The organism is Limimaricola variabilis (assembly GCF_034371605.1).
In the GTDB taxonomy this organism is placed as follows: domain Bacteria; phylum Pseudomonadota; class Alphaproteobacteria; order Rhodobacterales; family Rhodobacteraceae; genus Limimaricola; species Limimaricola variabilis.
In genome coordinates this window covers 1,504,325-1,521,226 of the sequence record NZ_CP139691.1, presented here as the reverse complement: position 1 = coordinate 1,521,226, position 16,902 = coordinate 1,504,325, and the positions used below count along the sequence as shown (strand labels likewise).

General features: G+C 67.8%; 19 protein-coding genes. 9 read left to right on the top strand and 10 right to left on the bottom strand.

All coding sequences use genetic code 11. The features are described 5' to 3' along the window. The first annotated feature begins 14 nt into the window (after positions 1-14). The 3 genes from T8T21_RS07480 to glmM are packed head-to-tail and all read left to right on the top strand — an operon-like array spanning position 15 to position 3,234. Positions 15-899, top strand: a complete 885-nt coding sequence (locus tag T8T21_RS07480) for a dihydroneopterin aldolase (protein WP_322337391.1) — start codon at positions 15-17, stop codon at positions 897-899. Beyond that, complete coding sequence (gene folP, locus T8T21_RS07475) at positions 896-1,894, top strand: dihydropteroate synthase (protein ID WP_322337390.1); 999 nt, start codon at positions 896-898, stop codon at positions 1,892-1,894. Before T8T21_RS07480 ends, folP begins: the two co-directional genes overlap by 4 nt. Next, positions 1,891-3,234: a phosphoglucosamine mutase gene (gene glmM, locus T8T21_RS07470; RefSeq protein ID WP_183471965.1), complete on the top strand. Its 1,344-nt coding sequence runs from the start codon at positions 1,891-1,893 to the stop codon at positions 3,232-3,234. The genes folP and glmM overlap by 4 nt, the downstream gene beginning before the upstream one ends. Before the next feature lie 2 nt (positions 3,235-3,236). Here glmM and T8T21_RS07465 read toward each other — a convergent pair whose 3' ends face one another. Beyond that, complete coding sequence (locus T8T21_RS07465; protein ID WP_322337389.1) at positions 3,237-4,154, bottom strand: DMT family transporter; 918 nt, start codon at positions 4,152-4,154, stop codon at positions 3,237-3,239. A 424-nt stretch (positions 4,155-4,578) separates the two neighbouring features. Here T8T21_RS07465 and T8T21_RS07460 point away from each other — a divergent pair, with 424 nt between their 5' ends. Beyond that, on the top strand, positions 4,579-4,920 hold the full coding sequence (locus tag T8T21_RS07460; protein WP_322337388.1) for a hypothetical protein: 342 nt from the start codon (positions 4,579-4,581) through the stop codon (positions 4,918-4,920). 52 nt (positions 4,921-4,972) lie between these two features. Here T8T21_RS07460 and T8T21_RS07455 read toward each other — a convergent pair whose 3' ends face one another. Continuing rightward, positions 4,973-5,536, bottom strand: a complete 564-nt coding sequence (locus tag T8T21_RS07455) for a hypothetical protein (RefSeq protein ID WP_322337387.1) — start codon at positions 5,534-5,536, stop codon at positions 4,973-4,975. Between the two features lie 180 nt (positions 5,537-5,716). Then, complete coding sequence (ilvC, locus tag T8T21_RS07450; protein WP_183471973.1) at positions 5,717-6,739, bottom strand: ketol-acid reductoisomerase; 1,023 nt, start codon at positions 6,737-6,739, stop codon at positions 5,717-5,719. 141 nt (positions 6,740-6,880) lie between these two features. On the opposite strand from ilvC, the gene T8T21_RS07445 reads away from it, so the two are divergent. Both T8T21_RS07445 and T8T21_RS07440 read left to right on the top strand, forming a co-directional pair. Then, entirely contained in the window at positions 6,881-7,336 is a 456-nt protein-coding gene (locus tag T8T21_RS07445) for an Lrp/AsnC family transcriptional regulator (RefSeq protein WP_322337386.1), read from the top strand. Further along, a complete protein-coding gene (locus tag T8T21_RS07440) occupies positions 7,333-7,788 on the top strand; it encodes an Lrp/AsnC family transcriptional regulator (protein ID WP_183471975.1) in 456 nt (151 codons plus the stop codon). Before T8T21_RS07445 ends, T8T21_RS07440 begins: the two co-directional genes overlap by 4 nt. Here T8T21_RS07440 and T8T21_RS07435 read toward each other — a convergent pair. Beyond that, complete coding sequence (locus T8T21_RS07435) at positions 7,785-8,972, bottom strand: UbiH/UbiF family hydroxylase (protein ID WP_322337385.1); 1,188 nt, start codon at positions 8,970-8,972, stop codon at positions 7,785-7,787. The genes T8T21_RS07440 and T8T21_RS07435 overlap by 4 nt on opposite strands. Positions 8,973-9,009: 37 nt before the next feature. Beyond that, positions 9,010-9,675, bottom strand: a complete 666-nt coding sequence (locus T8T21_RS07430; protein ID WP_322337384.1) for a pyrimidine 5'-nucleotidase — start codon at positions 9,673-9,675, stop codon at positions 9,010-9,012. Positions 9,676-9,778: 103 nt separating this feature from the next. Between T8T21_RS07430 and T8T21_RS07425 the strand changes: the two genes are divergently transcribed. Continuing rightward, complete coding sequence (locus T8T21_RS07425; RefSeq protein WP_183471981.1) at positions 9,779-10,432, top strand: GntR family transcriptional regulator; 654 nt, start codon at positions 9,779-9,781, stop codon at positions 10,430-10,432. On the opposite strand, the gene T8T21_RS07420 is transcribed toward T8T21_RS07425, so the two are convergent. Both T8T21_RS07420 and carA read right to left on the bottom strand, forming a co-directional pair. Then, the gene (locus T8T21_RS07420; protein WP_322337383.1) at positions 10,386-12,137 is read right to left on the bottom strand and encodes a glycosyltransferase; all 1,752 of its coding nucleotides are present in this window, start codon (positions 12,135-12,137) and stop codon (positions 10,386-10,388) included. The two genes, T8T21_RS07425 and T8T21_RS07420, sit on opposite strands and share 47 nt — an antisense overlap. 67 nt (positions 12,138-12,204) lie before the next feature. Continuing rightward, positions 12,205-13,365 carry a glutamine-hydrolyzing carbamoyl-phosphate synthase small subunit gene (gene carA, locus T8T21_RS07415; protein ID WP_322337382.1) on the bottom strand — a complete coding sequence of 387 codons (1,161 nt, stop codon included), beginning with the start codon at positions 13,363-13,365 and terminating at the stop codon, positions 12,205-12,207. A 152-nt stretch (positions 13,366-13,517) separates the two neighbouring features. Between carA and T8T21_RS07410 the strand changes: the two genes are divergently transcribed. Next, entirely contained in the window at positions 13,518-13,976 is a 459-nt protein-coding gene (locus T8T21_RS07410) for a GatB/YqeY domain-containing protein (protein WP_322337381.1), read from the top strand. A 60-nt stretch (positions 13,977-14,036) separates the two neighbouring features. Beyond that, complete coding sequence (locus T8T21_RS07405) at positions 14,037-14,219, top strand: DUF3008 family protein (RefSeq protein ID WP_322337380.1); 183 nt, start codon at positions 14,037-14,039, stop codon at positions 14,217-14,219. A gap of 72 nt (positions 14,220-14,291) precedes the next feature. On the opposite strand, the gene T8T21_RS07400 is transcribed toward T8T21_RS07405, so the two are convergent. The 3 genes from T8T21_RS07400 to ctaD all read right to left on the bottom strand — a co-directional run bounded on the left by T8T21_RS07400 (position 14,292) and on the right by ctaD (position 16,806). Beyond that, positions 14,292-14,444, bottom strand: a complete 153-nt coding sequence (locus T8T21_RS07400; protein ID WP_322337379.1) for a hypothetical protein — start codon at positions 14,442-14,444, stop codon at positions 14,292-14,294. 83 nt (positions 14,445-14,527) lie between these two features. Continuing rightward, positions 14,528-15,031 (bottom strand): DUF2244 domain-containing protein, encoded by a 504-nt coding sequence (locus T8T21_RS07395; protein WP_322337378.1) that lies wholly within the window; start codon positions 15,029-15,031, stop codon positions 14,528-14,530. 71 nt (positions 15,032-15,102) lie between these two features. Continuing rightward, on the bottom strand, positions 15,103-16,806 hold the full coding sequence (gene ctaD / locus T8T21_RS07390) for a cytochrome c oxidase subunit I (RefSeq protein WP_183471995.1): 1,704 nt from the start codon (positions 16,804-16,806) through the stop codon (positions 15,103-15,105). Between the last annotated feature and the right edge of the window lie 96 nt (positions 16,807-16,902).

Sequence of the window (16,902 nt, the reverse complement as noted above, 5' to 3'; positions counted from 1 at the left end):
CCCGGAGGGGCCCGATGACCGACGAGACCCGCCACGCCTTTGCCCATCCGCAGGCCCGTGCCGCCGCCACGCCCCACGGCGACAGCCCCCGCGATCGCATCCTGCTCGAGGATCACGTGGTCGAGGTCGAGATCGGTGCGTTCCGGGCCGAACGTGGCGCGACCCAGCGCCTTGCCTTCGACATCGTGGCCGAACTGGCCCCCGCGCCGCCCGCCGGGGACGATGTCGACCGCATCCTCTCCTATGACCGGCTGACCGAAGCGGTGGCCGACGCGCTCGCGACCGAGCGGCTCGACCTGCTGGAAACACTCGCGGAGCGCATTGCCGACCGCATTCTCGCGGAGCCGCAGGCCGAACGCGTCTTCGTGCGGATCCGCAAGCTCGATCGCGGCCCCGGCGCGCTGGGGGTGGAGATCGTGCGCGCGGGACCGAGCAGCCTCGCCCCCTCGGCCGCGCCGCGCCCGGTGCTGGCGCTGATCTCGGTCGACGCCGCCGCCCGGCCCGAAAGCTGGCGCGCGGAACTGCTGGCCATGCCGGACCCGCTCATCCTGTGTGTCGAGGCCGGATCGGTGGCTGGCGACGTCGCGGATCCCGCGGCGCGCGACCGGATCGAGCTTCTGGCTCATGACCAGGCCGCCTGGCGGCTGGCGCCGGCGCTGCCCGAGGTGGAGGTCCGCGACAATCGCACCGAGATCGACTGGGCCCAGCGTCGCGGAGCGCCGACTCTCTGGGCGCCCGCGAGGATGGCCGTTTCGGCGGTGGCGGGACCCCGAGGCACGCGCGGCGTCGATCTGGCGCTATGGCTGGCCGATGCGCTCGATGCTTCCGAGATCGTGCTGGTCGGGGCCGACGCCCCGGAGACCGCCCGCCCGCTGCGACGACTGGAGATCGGGACGTGAGACCGGTTGTCCCGCTGCCGCTCTGGCCGCTGGGCGAGGCGCGCGCCACCCCGCTGGCGGGGCTGAAGGGGCTGCGTTTCGCCGAGGCGCTCGACGCGACCGGGCGGGTCGTCCTCGCTGACAGCCTCGATCCGGCGCTGCGCGAACGTCTGGGCCGGGCGCGCGCTCCCATGGCCGGGCTGTCGCTCGATCGTCCGCGGCTGATGGGTATTCTCAACGTTACGCCGGACAGCTTCTCGGATGGTGGCGATCATGCCGATCGCGCCGCTGCCGTGGCGCATGCGCAGGCGCTGCTGGCCGAGGGTGCCGACATCCTCGACATCGGTGGTGAATCGACGCGTCCCGGCGCCGCGCCTGTCCCGGTGGAGGCGGAGATCGCCCGAGTTGTCCCCGTGGTCGCAGCATTGCGGGCGGCCGGGGTCGCGGCACCGATATCCGTCGATACGCGCAACGCCGCCTGCGCCAAGGCCGCGCTGGCCGAGGGCGCCGACATGATCAACGACGTCTCGGCACTGAGCCACGACCCCGGGATGGCCGAGGTGGTCGCTGAGGCCGGGGTGCCGCTTTGCCTGATGCATGCCCAAGGCAGCCCTGCCGAAATGCAGCAGGCGCCGCGCTATGACGATGTGCTCGCCGAGGTGTATGAGGCGCTGGAACGGCGCATCGCTGCTGCCGAGGCGGCGGGCATCGACCGGTCGCGGCTGATCGTCGATCCCGGTATTGGCTTCGGCAAGGATCTGGATCACAACCTGACGCTGCTGCGCGGTTTGACGGCGTTCCACGGTTTCGGGCTGCCGCTTCTGGTGGGCGTTTCGCGCAAGCGCTTCATCGGCACGATCGGCGGCGCCGAGACGCCGAAGGACCGGATGCCGGGCTCGATTGCGGTCGCGCTGTGGGCCGCGCGGCAGGGCGCGCAGGTGATCCGTGTGCATGATGTGAAGGAAACGCGGCAGGCGCTGGCGCTGCAGGCCGCCTTGATGGGGAATGAGGGATGACTCGCAAGCTGTTCGGCACCGACGGGGTGCGCGGCACCGCAAATACCTGGCCGATGACGGCCGAGATCGCGCTCCGGATCGGCGCCGCCGCCGGGCGCTATTTCCGCAATGACGGCTCGAACGGCCATCGGGTGGTGATCGGCAAGGACACGCGGCTCTCGGGCTACATGTTCGAAAACGCGCTGACCGCCGGCTTGACCTCCACGGGGATGAACGCCCTGCTGCTCGGCCCGGTGCCGACGCCGGCGGTGGGCCTGCTCACCCATTCGATGCGCGCCGACATGGGCATCATGATCTCGGCCAGCCACAACCCGCATCATGACAACGGCATCAAGTTCTTCGGCCCCGACGGCTTCAAGCTCTCGGACGAGGCCGAAGCCGAGATCGAGGCGATCGTCGCCGGTCAGATCGAACCGGCCAAGGCTGCCAATATCGGCCGTGCCCGGCGGATCGACGATGGCCGCTTCCGCTATGCCGAGCGGCTGAAATCGACCTTCCCGCAGGGCAAGCGGCTCGACGGCCTCAAGGTGGTGATCGATTGCGCCAATGGCGCCGCCTACAAGGTCGCGCCCGAGGTTCTGTGGGAGTTGGGCGCCACGGTGATCCCGGTGGGGGTCACGCCGGACGGCACCAACATCAACCAGAACTGCGGCTCGACCGCGCCGCGCCATGCCGCCGCGCGGGTACTGGAGGAGGGGGCCGATCTCGGGATCTGCCTCGATGGCGACGCCGATCGGGTGATGATCATCGACGAGACCGGCCAGATCGCCGATGGCGACCAGCTGATGGCGTTGATGGCGGGCCGCTGGGCCGCCGAGAACCGGCTGCGCGGCGGGACGCTCGTGGCCACGGTGATGAGCAATCTCGGGCTCGAGCGCTTCATGACCGCGCAGGGCCTCAAGCTGGAGCGGACCAAGGTCGGCGACCGTTACGTGGTCGAGGCGATGCGGCGCGGCGGCTGGAACCTCGGTGGTGAGCAGTCGGGTCATATCGTCATGACCGACTATGCCACCACCGGCGACGGCCTGCTCGCCGGCCTGCAGTTCCTCGCGGCGATGATCGAGACCGGGCGGCCCGCCAGCGCGCTGGTGCGGCAGTTCGAGCGGGTGCCGCAGCTTCTCAAGAACGTGCGCTACGCACCCGGTCAGGACCCGCTCGGTGCGGCGGCGGTCAAGGCCGCGATCGCCCAGGCCGAAGGTCTGCTCGAAGGCAAGGGGCGGCTGCTGATCCGCAAGTCGGGCACCGAGCCGCTGATCCGCGTCATGGCGGAATGCGAGGACGACTCGCTGCTCAACCAGGTGGTCGAGGGCATCGTCGCCGAGGTGCAGTCGGTCGCCTGACCTCAGGCGGGCCGGGAGCCTGTGCGCGCGAACAGCGCCTGCAGGTTCCGGCCCTGGCTGATCCCGAGGCCCGTGAGGATCAGCGCCAACGCTGCGAAGAAGCGCCAGGGCAGCGCCTCGCCGAGCGCCAGCGCTCCGATCGCCATCGACCAGACCGGGACCTGATAATTCACCAGCGTCATGAAGACCGAGCCGGCCGAACGGATCACCGTCACCCGGATCAGCGCCGCGAGCGCAGTCGGTAAAAGTCCCAGGAAGATGAGCGCCGCGCCGGTGGCAGGGCTGTCCCAGCCCGGCAGGCCTTCGGTCAACAGCATCATCGGCAGCAGGATCACCGCCCCTACTGCAAGGCTGAGGGCGGTCAGCACGATCCCGTCCACCGGCGGGCAGCGCCGGGTCAGGATCGAAGCCACCGCATAGGACAGCGCCGCGGCGAGACAGGCCATCTGGCCCCAGGCCGCGAGGCCCGCGCCCGGCGCCAGCACGCCCGGCCCGATCAGGACCAGCGCGCCGGCAAAGCCGACGCCGACCCCGGTGGCGGCGCGTGCGCTGAACGGCTCGTCGGAGAAGAGGGCGGCCAGCGGCAGGACGAAAAGCGGAAGCGCCGCCATCGAGATCCCCGCGAAGGCGGAAGGCACGTATTGCTGGCCCCAAGCCAGCAGCAGGAAGGGCAACGCCGTCGAGAGCGCGCCGATCGCGGCGAGATATCCCGCGAGACGCCGATCCAGTCGCGGCACCCGCCGTCCCATGGCCTGCATCAGCCCCAGCATCGCCAGAGCGCCGAGCGTGGTGCGGGCGCAGGCCACGGTGATCGGCCCGTAACCATCCAGCGCGACCCGCACGACGGCAAAGGTCCCGCCCCAAATCAGGCCGAGAAGCAGGATGGAGAGCCAGTTGGCGGTGGTCGGGCGCGCGGTCATGGCACCGCTTGAGCACGCCTGACGGGCAAAGTCCATGCGTGTAGCACGGATCCGCGACTCGCCTTGCACGGCGATTTGACCCACTGATGCACAATCTGTGAGCAACATAGCTCACGCATGCTCACCTGTCCTCACATCCGCCAAGGCAGATCTTCGTGATCCTCACGAAACGATCACGAGATCGCGAGCTAATATAGGCAGGGGTGATACGCTCTAGGTTGAAACCGGTGCGCCACGGAAAACTCGGTTGTTTTCTGCCGCGCCGAATCCCCCCTCTGCTCGGGCTAGGCCTCGGTGCAAGTGGTCACGCTCTTCAAATCTGCGGTACGGTTTCGTGATGTTACAGCGCTCGCGCTGTGAATGAACGAGGCGCAGCCTGTTCCTGCGGGTCGCGGACCCGGTGAGTCACAGGAAGGTCCATACCATGTATGCAAAGCTTCTCATGGCGGCGGTTCTCGCCACCACGGTCACCGGAGCGCAGGCGATGATCGGCCATAACGGTTTCACCTCGCTCCATCGTTTCCAAGAAGAGCAATCGGTTGTTGATATCGGCCGGGTTCTGATCGAGCGAGATGGCACTGTCGAACTCTACGTCAAGGGGCCGGACGGCTCCCAGACCCTGATCGGCACCCAGCGTCTCCATGCGGGCGCCAACAGCAATGTCAGAGTCCCGCTCAGCCAGCCCATGCGGCGGGATGTCACGGCGGTGCTGCGGGTCGACGGACAGATCGTCGCGACGCGGCAGTTCGAAGTCATCAACCGTTGATGCGCGTCATCTGGCGTGGAAGGGGCCGGTCAAGGAGCCGGCCCCAATTCGTTCAGGCACGCAGTTCGGCCGTGGCCTTGGCCGTGTCGGTCGGCGCAGCCGAACTGTTGGCGGCATAGGAATTCGCCGCGGACTTGGCCGCCTTCGCGGATTCGATCGGGGCGATGTTCGGCGCCTTGGCGCCGCCTTCCGACACCGAGGCCACGAGCGAGGCCGTCTTCATCTTGTTCTGCGCGGCAATCGCTTCGGCGCGCGAGCGGGCGAGGTCGTCCGCGCTGACGCTCGCTTCGGCCTCTGCCGCGACCGCTCCGTTGCTGGCCCCTGCGCTGGCGCTGGTGCTGGCATTGATATTGGCGGTCGTGCCGCTGCCAGAGGCGCTCTTCGTGCCCTGATCATTCGCGGAGGCCTGGTTCTCGGCTTCGACTGCCTGGGCTCCGGCGACGGAGAGGCTGGACTGGGTGTTGGCGCTGGTCGCGCTGGCGACGGCGGCGTCCGGATCGTTGGCGGTGGGCGCCGGTTCCTCGGCGGCGGCCGTCTCGGTCTGCGCGGCCTGCTGCTGGTTCGTCGGGCTGGGCGACAGAACCGATTGGGCGGTAGAGACGATTCCACTGATCATTACAGATGCTCCTTGCATGAATTCGTCACTCTCTCGACCGCGATTGCGGCAACAATTGACGAAAATCATGGCCTTAGCCCTGAACTATACCAATGGGGTGGGGTTCTATCCCATTGAATTGAAAGGGGCGCCGATTGGCGCCCCGATCCTTGTGTTCGCTGTGGTCCGCCGAAGCGCGGATCAGTTGCGCGACTTGTCGACCATCTTGCCCTTGGAAATCCAGGGCATCATCGCGCGCAGCTTCTCGCCGACCTGCTCGATCTGGTGCTCGTCGTTGAGACGGCGGGTGGCCTTGAAGTAGGGCTGGCCGACCGCGTTCTCCTGCATGAAATCGCGCACGAACTTGCCGTTCTGGATGTCGGTCAGAACCGCCTTCATCCGCGCCTTGGTCTCTTCGTAGGGCAGGACGCGCGGGCCCGACACATATTCGCCGTACTCGGCGGTGTTCGAGATCGAGTAGTTCATGTTCGCGATGCCGCCTTCGTAGATCAGGTCGACGATCAGCTTCACCTCGTGCAGGCACTCGAAATAGGCCATCTCGGGCTCGTAGCCGGCCTCGACCAGCGTCTCGAAGCCCATGCGGATCAGCTCGACGAGACCGCCGCAGAGCACGGCCTGCTCGCCGAACAGGTCGGTTTCGCATTCTTGGCGGAAGTTGGTCTCGATGATGCCGGAACGACCGCCGCCGATGGCGGAGCAGTAGGACAGGCCGATTTCCATCGCCTTGCCGGTCGCATCCTGATGCACCGCGACGAGGCAGGGCACGCCGCCGCCCTTGACGTATTCGCCGCGCACGGTGTGGCCCGGACCCTTGGGCGCCATCATGATGACGTCGACGCCGGGCTTCGGCTCGATCAGGCCGAAATGCACGTTCAGGCCATGTGCAAAGGCGATGGCGGAGCCTTCCTTCAGATGGTCATGCACGTGCTTGCGATAGGTCTCGGCCTGCAACTCGTCGGGCATGGTGAACATGATCACGTCACACCAGGCGGCGGCTTCCTCGATGCCCATGACCTGCAGGCCTTCGCCTTCGGCCTTGGCGCGCGAGGGCGAGCCGTCGCGCAGCGCCACGACGAGGTTCTTGGCGCCCGAGTCGCGCAGGTTCAGCGCGTGGGCATGGCCCTGGCTGCCATAGCCGAGGATCGCGACCTTCTTGTCCTTGATGAGGTTCACGTCGCAATCGCGGTCGTAATAAACGCGCATGATCTGCTCCCTAATGCAGTGCCGTGTCTGGTTCTGTCGGCACAATACGCAATGGCGGCGGCAATGCGAGGAACGCAGCGCATGTTTTTCGCGCTATGATGGTTCTGGTCATGCGCGGATATGACCATTATCGTGATTTTCATGCAGGACGATACCGACCGCCGACTTTTGCGCCTCCTTCAGGAGACGCCGGACCTCACCACCGCCGAACTAGCGGACCGCGCTGGCCTGACCGCGATGCGCTGCGCGCGGCGCCTCGCGCGGTTGGAGGATGCGGGCGTGCTGCGCGGCCAGCGCGCGGTGATCGATTGGAAGGCGCTGGGTTTCGAAGTGGCGGTGAGCCTGCGGGTGACCCTCGACAAGACCCAGCCGCGCGCCTTCGACGAATTTCTCGCCCGCGCCCGCGAGGTCGCCGAGGTGATCGAGATCCAGACCTTTCTGGGGCGGGTCGATGTGCGGCTGCAGCTGGTGGCGCGCGATCTGGAGCATTACCGGGCGGTTTACCGCGAGCGCATCCTCGCGCTGCCGCATATCGCCGACATCGAGAGCCTTATGACGGTCAGCGTGGTGAAGTCAGACGAAAAGCTGCCGCTGTGAACGATCTCGACGCCATCGACCGCAGCCTGCTGCGCGCGCTCAGCCTCGACGCCTCGCGTCCCGCCGCCGATCTGGGCCGCGAGCTGGGTCTTTCGCAGCCCGCCACCTGGCGCAGGATCCGGCGGTTGCGCGAGATAGGCGCGCTCAAGGGGCGTCGTCTCGATCTCGACGCGGCCGCGCTGGGGTTTGGCGTGACCGTATTTCTTGGCATCAAGCTGGCCAGCCGGGGTCGTGCCAGCCTCGAGGATTTCGAACGCGCGGTCTGCGCGATTCGCGAGGTACAGACCGTGGAGCACGTGCTGGGGCTCTACGACTACAGGCTGCGGGTGGTGGCGCGCGATCTAGAGGATTTCGAAAGGGTTCTCAGGCGGCGGATCATGACGCTGCCGGGGATCGGGCCGGTCGAGGCCAACGTGCTGCTTTCTGAGGAGCGGCTGCCCGGGCCGCTCTAACGCGCCCCGAGCCCGAGACGCATCAGCCGCCGCCGCAGGGGTGCCACATCGTGCAGCACGCCGAGGCCGAGGCCGCGCAGCCCTTGAGCTACTGGACCGCCCACCATGGCGAGGCGATTGAGCGCGTCGATGCCGTGTTCGCGGAGTGCGATGTCGCCCGCGCGCCGTTTGGCGTAGACGTCGAGCATCGCCGCATCGCCGAGCCCCTCGGGTCGCGCCGCCGCGAGATCGACGAGGCAGGCAATGTCGGCGAGCGAGGTATTGAGGCCTTGCGCGCCGATCGGGGGCATCACGTGCGCGGCCTCGGCCACCAAGGCCACGCGCTGGGCGGTCAGGGCCTGCGCGGTCTGCATGACGATCGGCCAACTCTGGCGCGGGGTCACGAGGTGCAGCCGGCCGAGAATGCGTTCCGACCGGGCCGTGGCCTCGATGTCGAAATCCGGCACCGGTAGGGCCACGAGCCGTTCGGCCTCGCGTCCCGGCTCCATCCAGATCACGGCCGAGGAATGCTGTCCCTCATGATCCGGCAAAGGGACGAGCGTGAAGGGGCCACCCGAGCGGTGGATCTCGGTCGAGACGTTCTCATGCGGGCGCTCATGCGTGACCGCGAAGGCGAGCGCCTTCTGGCCGTAGCGTCGCGTGCGCAGGCCGATGCCGCAGGCCTCGCGCACCGGCGAGGCACGGCCATCTGCCGCCACCACCAGCTTGGTGGCCACGGAGGTGCCATCCGACAGCCGAACCAGGGCGCGGTCCTCACGGGTCGAGAGCCCGGCAAAGCCGCAGCCGGCCCGAAACTCGACCCGCTCCATTTCGTCCAGCCGGGCGGCCATCTCGCGACGCAGGAGCCAATTGGGCAGGTTCCAGCCAAAGGGCAGGGGGCCGAGATCGGCGGCATCGAAATCGCGGATCACCGGCGCGCCACGCCCGGCCTCGACGATCCGCATGACCTGCAATGGCGTCGCATGCGGGGCCAGCGCCGCCCACAAACCGGCGCGTTCGAGCAATTCGCGGGCGGGCTGCAGGAAGGCGGTTGAACGCAGGTCGGCGCCGGTATCGGCCATTTCGCGCACCGGCGGCGCGGGATCGACGCAGATCACCGAGAAGCCCGCCGCGCCGAAGGCGGCCGCGGCGGAGAGGCCGGCGATGCCGCCGCCTGATACCAGAATGTCGACGCGTGCTGTCATGGCTCACAGATAGGCCGGGCCGGGGGGCGGGGAAAGGTCAGACCAGCCGCGACACGAAGTCCCGCAGGTCCCCGGTATGGTGATGGACGTGGTCATGGCGGGTGACGGCAGGCGGCCCTACCAGCACCGTCCGCATCCCCATCGCGTGCGGCACGGCGAGGTTGCGCGGATCATCCTCGAACATCGCGCCCTGCTCAGGCGCCAGCCCGTCGAGCGCGAAGACCGCCTCGAAGGCCGCGCGTTGGGGCTTGGGCACCAGCCCGGCATGCTCGACCCCGTAGACCGCGTCGAACACGTCAGACAGGCCGCGCGCCTTCAGCACTCGCAGCGCATAGGGCTTCGAACCGTTGGTGTAGACGATGCGCCGCCCCGGCAGGGCCGCGATCGCGGCAGCCAAGCCAGGATCGGCGTCGAGTCCGCCGAGGTCGATCTCGTGTACGTCGCGAAGGAAATCGTCGGCCGGCAGGCCGTGCTCCGCCATCAGCCCGGCCAGCGTGGTGCCGTGCCGGGCCCAGTAATCGGCCCGCAGCCGGTCGGCTTCGACCGCGTCGATCCGCAACATCCGCACCATCCAGTCGCGCATCCGGACTTCTATCTGGTCGAACAGCCGCGCCTCGGGTGGGTATAGCGTGTTGTCGAGATCGAACACCCAGGCGCGGACATGGGTGAAATCGGCAGCGATGTCGGTGAGGGGATGCGTCATGTGCGCGACCCTATGGGCACGGCGGGACCGTCACAAGCGGGTCGCGGGTTGAACCGCGGCCGCCTGCGGGTCTATCTTCCGTCGATCCAGGGAAAGGCGGCGGATGCAGGATACCAGACCCGCGCAGAAGGACGCCTACGGGCTGATCCTCGATTCGATCGACGAGGGCATCTACAGGCCCGGCGACCGCCTGGTCGAAAGCGAGCTGGCGGATCGCTTCGGCGTGTCGCGTACCCCGGTGCGCGAGGCGCTGCAGCGGCTCGAGACCCAAGGCATGCTGACCCGCGACGGTCGTTCACTGATCGTGGCGTCGCTCGATCACACGCAGCTGGCGGAACTCTACGTGGTGCGCGGCGAACTCGAGGGGCTGGCCGCGCGGCTCGCGGCGCGGCACGCCGCGCCCGAGGAGGTGCGGGTACTGCGCGACATGCTCGAGGCGGATCAGGCGCTGGTGAACGATCCGGACGCGCTCGCGCGCGCCAACCGGCGCTTCCACAAGCAGATCCACCTCGCCAGCCACAACCGGTTCCTGGTGCGGCAGCTCGACCTCGTGCACCGCTCCATGGCGCTGCTGGCATCGACCTCGCTCGCCGCCGAGGGGCGCGGGCGCGGGGCGCTCGAGGAGCACGCTGCCATTGTCGCGGCGATCGAGGCGGGGGATGGCGATGCCGCCGACCGGGCGCTGCGCGATCACATCAGCCACGCCTTCGTCACGCGGTTGAAGCTGGACGCGGCGAAGGTGGAGGCGGCCCGCTAGGCGATCCGGCCGGGGTGAAGATGCCGTGCCGCGTTTTGTCCCAGTGGAAGGGGCGGCGCAGCACCTGCCACAGCGCCCGCCAGACCGCGATCGTCGCAAGCGGGAAATAGACCTGGAGCACCGGCGCCCAGAGCGCCAGCTTGGGCTGCCCGGCCCGCCACGCGGCCAGCGCGGCAATCGCGCAGGTCACGCATTCGGCCAGCACAAACAGCAAGGCTAGCCCACATAGCGCTCCTTCCCGCAGCCAGGGCGCCATGGGATGCGGCAGGCCGAAGACCACCAGCCAGAACGACCAGAGCAGAGGCGCCAGCGCAAATTGCGTCAGCGTGCCGAGAAACAGCGCCTGCACCCCGAGAAAGCGCCAAGGTCCCAGCTCGCGCCAAAGGCGGCCCGGGTCGTGCATCGCCACGCCCCAGCTCAACGCATAACCCTTGAGCCAGCGCGCGCGTTGCTTGATCCAGGGCCAGGCGCGGGCATTGGCCTCCTCCCGCGTGACCGTATCGATCAGCTCGGTACGAAAGCCGTGCCGGGCGAGCCGGACGCCCAGATCGGCATCCTCGGTGACATTGTGGGCATCCCACCCGCCGACCGTCTCGATGGCGTGGCGCCGCAGGAACAGCGTCGTGCCGCCCAGCGGCACCACCAGACCGAGCCGTTCGAGGCCGGGCAGCATGACCCGGAACCAGCTCGCGTATTCGAGCGCAAAGCAGCGCGCGATCCAGTTGCAGCGCGGGTTGTAGAAATCGAGCACGCCTTGGAGGCAGCCCGTGGCGCGCCCGCAGATCGCGAAGCGCGCGGCGACGCGCAGAAGCTGATCGGGCGCTGGCGCATCCTCGGCGTCATAGATGCCGATGATCGTGCCGGTCGTGAAGAAAAGCGCGTAGTTGAGTGCACGCGGCTTGGTTCGGACGCGGCCCTCCGGCACCACCACGACTTGGGCGCGGTCGGGCAACGCGGCATGGGCGAGCGCGGCGCGGGTCCGGCGATCACCCGCCTCGACAATCAGACGCAACTCGAGACGGTCGGGGGGATAATCGAGCTGTTCCAGGCGTTCGAGCAGCGGCTTGATCATCGCCGCCTCGCGAAACAAGGGCACCAGCAGCGAGATCATTGGAAGCTGCGCACCCGTGATCATCGCAGGATCCTGCTTGGTCGGAGGGCGCAGCAGCGTGGCGATGGCGGCGGCGAGCTTCAGGCCGCCATTGAGGATCAGTACCAAGGCGCCCAAGGCACAGAGCAGCGCCATGGCCGCCGAAGGGGCGAGCGCCACTGCGGCTCCGGTGGCGATGATTGCGCCCGCGCCCAACAGCGCCAATGGCCTGCGGCCAACCGCCCGGCAGCTCAGGTCGAACGGTAGCCGTGCCTCGGCCATGAGTAGCAAGAGGGGCGCCACATGCGGCAGCAGGGCTGCGCGTATCCGGTCGGGGGGGCAGGGCGCCCACCGAAGCTCTGTCCAGCCGGTCAGCGCGACCACGCGGCGCAGCTCCGGGTCGGGCGGGGGGCGGCCGAGCACGACCACCGCCCCGCCGACCCGTCGCCACGGCAGAACGCCCAAGCGCCAGGCACGCAGCGTGCCGAAGCGGCGCAACAGGCGCGGATCGGGCGGCTGGTGCAGCGGATCGGGGCCTTGGGCCGCGCTGGCGGTGGCCGCGCCGGGGGGCGGCCGGGCGGGCTGCGCCCCCCTTGGGGCAGAACTCTTCGTCATCGGGACGCCATTCCTGGGAATGTCGCCCCGATGCTCGCCCGTGCGTAGTTAACGCGTCATTAAGGGATCAGCCGCGCCGCGCTTCCATCGCCTCGGCGAAGCGCTCGAACAGGTAGTAGCTGTCCTGCGGGCCGGGGCTGGCCTCGGGGTGATACTGCACCGAGAAGACCGGCCGGTCGGTCATGCGGATGCCGCAGTTCGATCCGTCGAACAGCGAGACATGCGTCTCGATCACCCCGTCGGGCAGCGTCTGGCTGTCGACGGTGAAGCCGTGGTTCATCGAGGTGATCTCGACCTTGCCGGTCTCCTGATCCTTCACAGGGTGGTTGGCGCCGTGATGGCCGTGATTCATCTTCACGGTCTGCGCGCCAAGCGCCCGCGCCAGCATCTGGTGGCCGAGGCAGATCCCGAAGACCGGGATGTCGGACCGGTCCAGCACCGCCTTGATCGCGGGCACCGCGTATTCGCCGGTCGCAGCCGGATCGCCGGGGCCGTTCGACAGGAACAGCCCGTCAGGGTTCAGGGCGAGGATCTCCTCGGCGGTGGCGGTGGCGGGCAGCACGGTGACCTCGCAGCCCGAGGAGGCGAGGCTGCGCAGGATGTTGCGCTTGGCGCCGTAATCGATGGCGACGACCTTGTGGCGCGGGTTGTCCTGCTTCTTGAAGCCGTCCGGCCAGGCCCAGCGCATCTCGTCCCAACGGTAGGACTGGACGCAGCTGACTTCCTTAGCGAGGTCGAGACCGACCAGCCCCTTGAAGCCGCGCGCTTCGGCGACCAGCGCCTCGAGGTCGAAGTTGCCCTCGGGGTTGAACTCGATCGCGACATGCGGCGCGCCCTGTTGGCGGATCGCGCGGGTCAGGCGGCGGGTGTCGATGCCACCCATGCCGATCCGGCCACGCCGCGCCAGCCAGCCCGACAGGGTGTCGGTGGCACGCCAGTTCGACGGCTCGGTCGGGTTCCACTTGACGATCATCGCCGAGGCGACCGGGTCGGCGGCCTCGTCATCCTCTTCGGTGGTGCCGGTATTGCCAACATGCGGGAAGGTGAAGGTCACGGCCTGCCCGGCATAGGACGGGTCGGTCATGATCTCCTGGTAGCCGGTCATCGCGGTGTTGAAGCACAGCTCGGCCACGACGCGGCCCGGAGCGCCGAAGCCCTGCCCGTAGAACACGGTCCCGTCCGCGAGCGCGAGGCAGGCGGTCGGCTTGCCGGAAACATTTTGCGGCATGGCGTCATTGCTCCTGTTTTGAAACCCGCCGCTACCTAGGGGCAGGGGCGGAAAGAATCAAGACGCGGCGGCATCCGGCGCGGCTTGTTGTCAGGCCCCGCCGAACCGGGTAGCTTGCGCGCTTGTGTCTGCAACAATCCGGAACGGACCCGATGACATTGCGCGACAAGATCAACGCCTCGCTCAAGGATGCGATGAAGGCCAAGGAAGCCGATCGGCTGTCCACGCTGCGCCTCATCAACGCCGCCATCAAGGATCGCGACATCGCGGCGCGGGGTGAAGGCGAAGAGGGGCTGGTCTCGGACGAGGTGGTGCTGGCGATTCTGGCCAAGATGGTCAAGCAGCGCCAGGAGAGTGCACGTGCCTATGACGAAGCCGGTCGGATCGAACTGGCCGAAAAGGAACGCGCCGAAGTCGCGGTGATCGAGGAATTTCTGCCGCGCCCACTCAGCGAGTCGGAGACCGAGGCCGCGGTGGACGAGGCGATCGCCGCGGCCGAGGCGACCTCGATCCGCGACATGGGCCGGGTGATGGCGGCGCTCAAATCGCGCTATGCAGGTCGGATGGATTTCGGCCGGGTGGGGCCACTGGTGCGCGACCGGCTCGGCTGAGGGCCGGGAACGGGGCGCAACCCTCGGGCGTTTTCGAGACTCTGGCTATGGAGGATCGATATGCCGGCACAGTCCAAGGCGCAGCAGAAGGCGGCCGGGGCGGCGCTCTCGGCCAAGCGCGGCGACACCAAGGTCAAGGACCTCAAGGGGTCGTCGAAGGAAATGTATGACGACATGAGCGAATCCGAGCTCGAGGATATCGCCCATACCAAGCGCAAGGACCTGCCCGACAAGAAGGGCTGACCGCCAAAGAAAGGGGCGGCTTCTGCGAAGAAGCCGCCCCTCGTCATTTGGGCCCGGGAATGCCGCGCTAGATCAGCGCTGGCGTGGCTTGTTGACGGGAATCGGGATCGGTCGATGCTGGGGCCGGGGCTGCGGCAGCAGCGCGCCGGTGATGACGTCGGCGAGGGCACGACCGGCCTCGGCCAGCCTGCGGATCGTTTCCTTCTGGGGGGTATGCTTGGGCATGTCGAATCCTCCGTTGTCATGAAAATGCCCATCCCGGGCCCGGAGTTCCATGGCGACGTAACGACGCGGGGTCGGAAAGGGGATCACCGCCGGCCGATCCGGGCCAGCAGACGCTGCAGATCCTCGGCCAGCGCGCGGCGCTCGTCCTCGGGTAGAAAAGCGCCAAGCTCGACTTCGCGGCCCGCCCCCCGCAGCGTGAGATAGCCCGGTACCGGTCGTTCCCCCTCGTGCAGCCGCAGCTCGACCCAATAGGGATCGGCCTCCCAGACACGCTCGGGCCGACCGCGGTCGCGCCGGGTCAGCCGGATCCGGTCGGGGCGGATCTCAAGTCGTTCGATCACCTCGCCGTCGCGGTAGCTGCGCGCCAGCGCCCACCAGATCGCGGCGATGGCGCCGGCGAGGAAGGGCAGCAGTGCCCACAACACCGGCGTGCCCAGCACCATCAGCAGTGGCAGGGCGATCAGCGCCGCGGTGCCGCCGACAAAGCCCGCGAAGCCGCGCTTCGGGAGCGAGCGATAGGGCCAGAGTTGCAGCTCCGCCTCGACGGGGCCCGTCTCGGAAGGCGGGCGGGTCCATTCATGCGGCATGGAGATCCTCGTGAACGAAAAAGGCCCGGCGTTGCCGCCGGGCCCTTCGGTGATGTCGCGCGGGCCGTGCCTCAGTGGGCGTGGCTGCGGTCCCAGTCGCTCTGCTTGGGGAGCGTCTCGAAGGTGTGCTCCGGCGGCGGCGAGGGCAGGGTCCACTCGAGCGTGTCGGCATACTCGTTCCAGGGGTTCGCGACGTTGATCCGCTTGCCCTTGGCGAGGGTGTAGAACAGCACCACGATGAAGAAGATGAACGAGGCGAAGGCGATGAAGGCACCGATCGACGAGACCATGTTCCAGGTGGCGAAGGCCTCCGGGTAGTCGATGTAGCGGCGCGGCATGCCCTGACGGCCAAGGAAGTGCTGCGGGAAGAAGGTGATGTTCGCACCGATGAACATCAGCCAGAAGTGGATCTTGCCCGCGAGTTCCGGGAGCATCTTGCCGGTCATCTTGGGGAAGTAGAAGTAGATCCCCGCGAAGATGCCGAACACGGCGCCCAAGCTCATCACGTAGTGGAAGTGCGCCACGACGTAGTAGGTGTCATGATAGGCGCGGTCGATGCCGGCCTGCGACAGCACGATGCCGGTGACGCCGCCCACGGTGAACAGGAACAGGAAGCCGAAGGCCCAGAGCATCGGCGTCTTGAACTCGACCGAGCCGCCCCACATCGTCGCGATCCACGAGAAGATCTTAACGCCGGTGGGCACCGCGATGACCATGGTGGCCATCATAAAGTAGGACTGCTGCGTCAGCGACATGCCCACGGTGTACATGTGGTGCGCCCAGACGACGAAGCCGAGCACGCCGATCGCCACCATCGCGTAGACCATCGGCAGGTAGCCGAAGATCGGCTTCTTGGAGAAGGTCGCGATCACGTGGCTGATGATGCCGAAGGCGGGGATGATGATGATGTAGACCTCGGGGTGACCGAAGAACCACAGGATGTGCTGGTACAGGATCGGGTCGCCGCCGCCAGCGGGCTGGAAGAACGAGGTGCCGAAGTTACGGTCGGTCAGCAGCATGGTGATCGCGCCGGCCAGCACGGGCAGGGCGAGGAGGATCAGCCAGGCGGTGACGAAGATCGACCAGGCGAAGAGCGGCACCTTGTGCAGCGTCATGCCGGGCGCGCGCATGTTGAGGAAGGTGGTGATGATGTTAATCGCACCGAGGATCGACGAGGCGCCCGAGACGTGCACCGCGAAGATCGCGAGATCCATCGACATGCCGGGCTCGGAGGTCGAGAGCGGCGGGTAGAGCACCCAGCCCACGCCCGAACCGGACTGGCCGTTGCCGCCGGGGGAGAAGAGCGAGGCCACGCCCAGCGCGACGCCGGCGATGAACATCCAGAAGGAGAGGTTGTTCATGCGCGGGAAGGCCATGTCCGGCGCGCCGATCTGCAGCGGCATGAAGTAGTTGCCGAAGCCGCCGAACAGCGCGGGGATGACGACGAAGAACATCATCAGCACGCCGTGATAGGTGATCGCGACGTTCCACATGTGGCCGTTGGGCGTGCAGGCCTCGGAGGCGGTCGGCACCCAGGAGCGCAGCACGGTCATGATCGGGTTGGCGCCGACGTTCTCGGTGCACATGAACTGCACGCCCGGCTGCATCAGCTCGAGCCGCATGTGCAGCGTCAGCATCACCGACAGCAGGCCCACGAAGCCCGCCGCGAAGAGGTAGAGGATCCCGATGTCCTTGTGGTTGGTGGACATGAACCAGCGGGTGAAGAACCCCCGCTTGTCATCATGCCCGTGGCCGTGGATGGCGGCGTCTGCCATGTGGCTCTCCCGAGTTTTGGTTGCCTGACGGGCCCGCACGCAGACTCGCGCAGGCAATTGGCGCCCTTCTAGAAGGAGATGCCGGGCAGGGCAACG

What these genes read in the sequence shown, in the direction of transcription:
- T8T21_RS07425 (WP_183471981.1), top strand. Translation starts at nt 9,779, where the DNA reads ATGCAGGATACCAGACCCGCGCAGAAGGACGCCTACGGGCTGATCCTC.
- carA (WP_322337382.1), bottom strand. Translation starts at nt 13,365, where the DNA reads ATGCCGCAAAATGTTTCCGGCAAGCCGACCGCCTGCCTCGCGCTCGCG.
- T8T21_RS07435 (WP_322337385.1), bottom strand. Translation starts at nt 8,972, where the DNA reads ATGACAGCACGCGTCGACATTCTGGTATCAGGCGGCGGCATCGCCGGC.
- T8T21_RS07480 (WP_322337391.1), top strand. Translation starts at nt 15, where the DNA reads ATGACCGACGAGACCCGCCACGCCTTTGCCCATCCGCAGGCCCGTGCC.
- T8T21_RS07405 (WP_322337380.1), top strand. Translation starts at nt 14,037, where the DNA reads ATGCCGGCACAGTCCAAGGCGCAGCAGAAGGCGGCCGGGGCGGCGCTC.
- T8T21_RS07400 (WP_322337379.1), bottom strand. Translation starts at nt 14,444, where the DNA reads ATGCCCAAGCATACCCCCCAGAAGGAAACGATCCGCAGGCTGGCCGAG.
- T8T21_RS07445 (WP_322337386.1), top strand. Translation starts at nt 6,881, where the DNA reads ATGCAGGACGATACCGACCGCCGACTTTTGCGCCTCCTTCAGGAGACG.
- T8T21_RS07410 (WP_322337381.1), top strand. Translation starts at nt 13,518, where the DNA reads ATGACATTGCGCGACAAGATCAACGCCTCGCTCAAGGATGCGATGAAG.
- T8T21_RS07465 (WP_322337389.1), bottom strand. Translation starts at nt 4,154, where the DNA reads ATGACCGCGCGCCCGACCACCGCCAACTGGCTCTCCATCCTGCTTCTC.
- ilvC (WP_183471973.1), bottom strand. Translation starts at nt 6,739, where the DNA reads ATGCGCGTTTATTACGACCGCGATTGCGACGTGAACCTCATCAAGGAC.
- glmM (WP_183471965.1), top strand. Translation starts at nt 1,891, where the DNA reads ATGACTCGCAAGCTGTTCGGCACCGACGGGGTGCGCGGCACCGCAAAT.
- ctaD (WP_183471995.1), bottom strand. Translation starts at nt 16,806, where the DNA reads ATGGCAGACGCCGCCATCCACGGCCACGGGCATGATGACAAGCGGGGG.
- T8T21_RS07460 (WP_322337388.1), top strand. Translation starts at nt 4,579, where the DNA reads ATGTATGCAAAGCTTCTCATGGCGGCGGTTCTCGCCACCACGGTCACC.
- T8T21_RS07420 (WP_322337383.1), bottom strand. Translation starts at nt 12,137, where the DNA reads ATGACGAAGAGTTCTGCCCCAAGGGGGGCGCAGCCCGCCCGGCCGCCC.
- T8T21_RS07430 (WP_322337384.1), bottom strand. Translation starts at nt 9,675, where the DNA reads ATGACGCATCCCCTCACCGACATCGCTGCCGATTTCACCCATGTCCGC.
- T8T21_RS07455 (WP_322337387.1), bottom strand. Translation starts at nt 5,536, where the DNA reads ATGATCAGTGGAATCGTCTCTACCGCCCAATCGGTTCTGTCGCCCAGC.
- T8T21_RS07395 (WP_322337378.1), bottom strand. Translation starts at nt 15,031, where the DNA reads ATGCCGCATGAATGGACCCGCCCGCCTTCCGAGACGGGCCCCGTCGAG.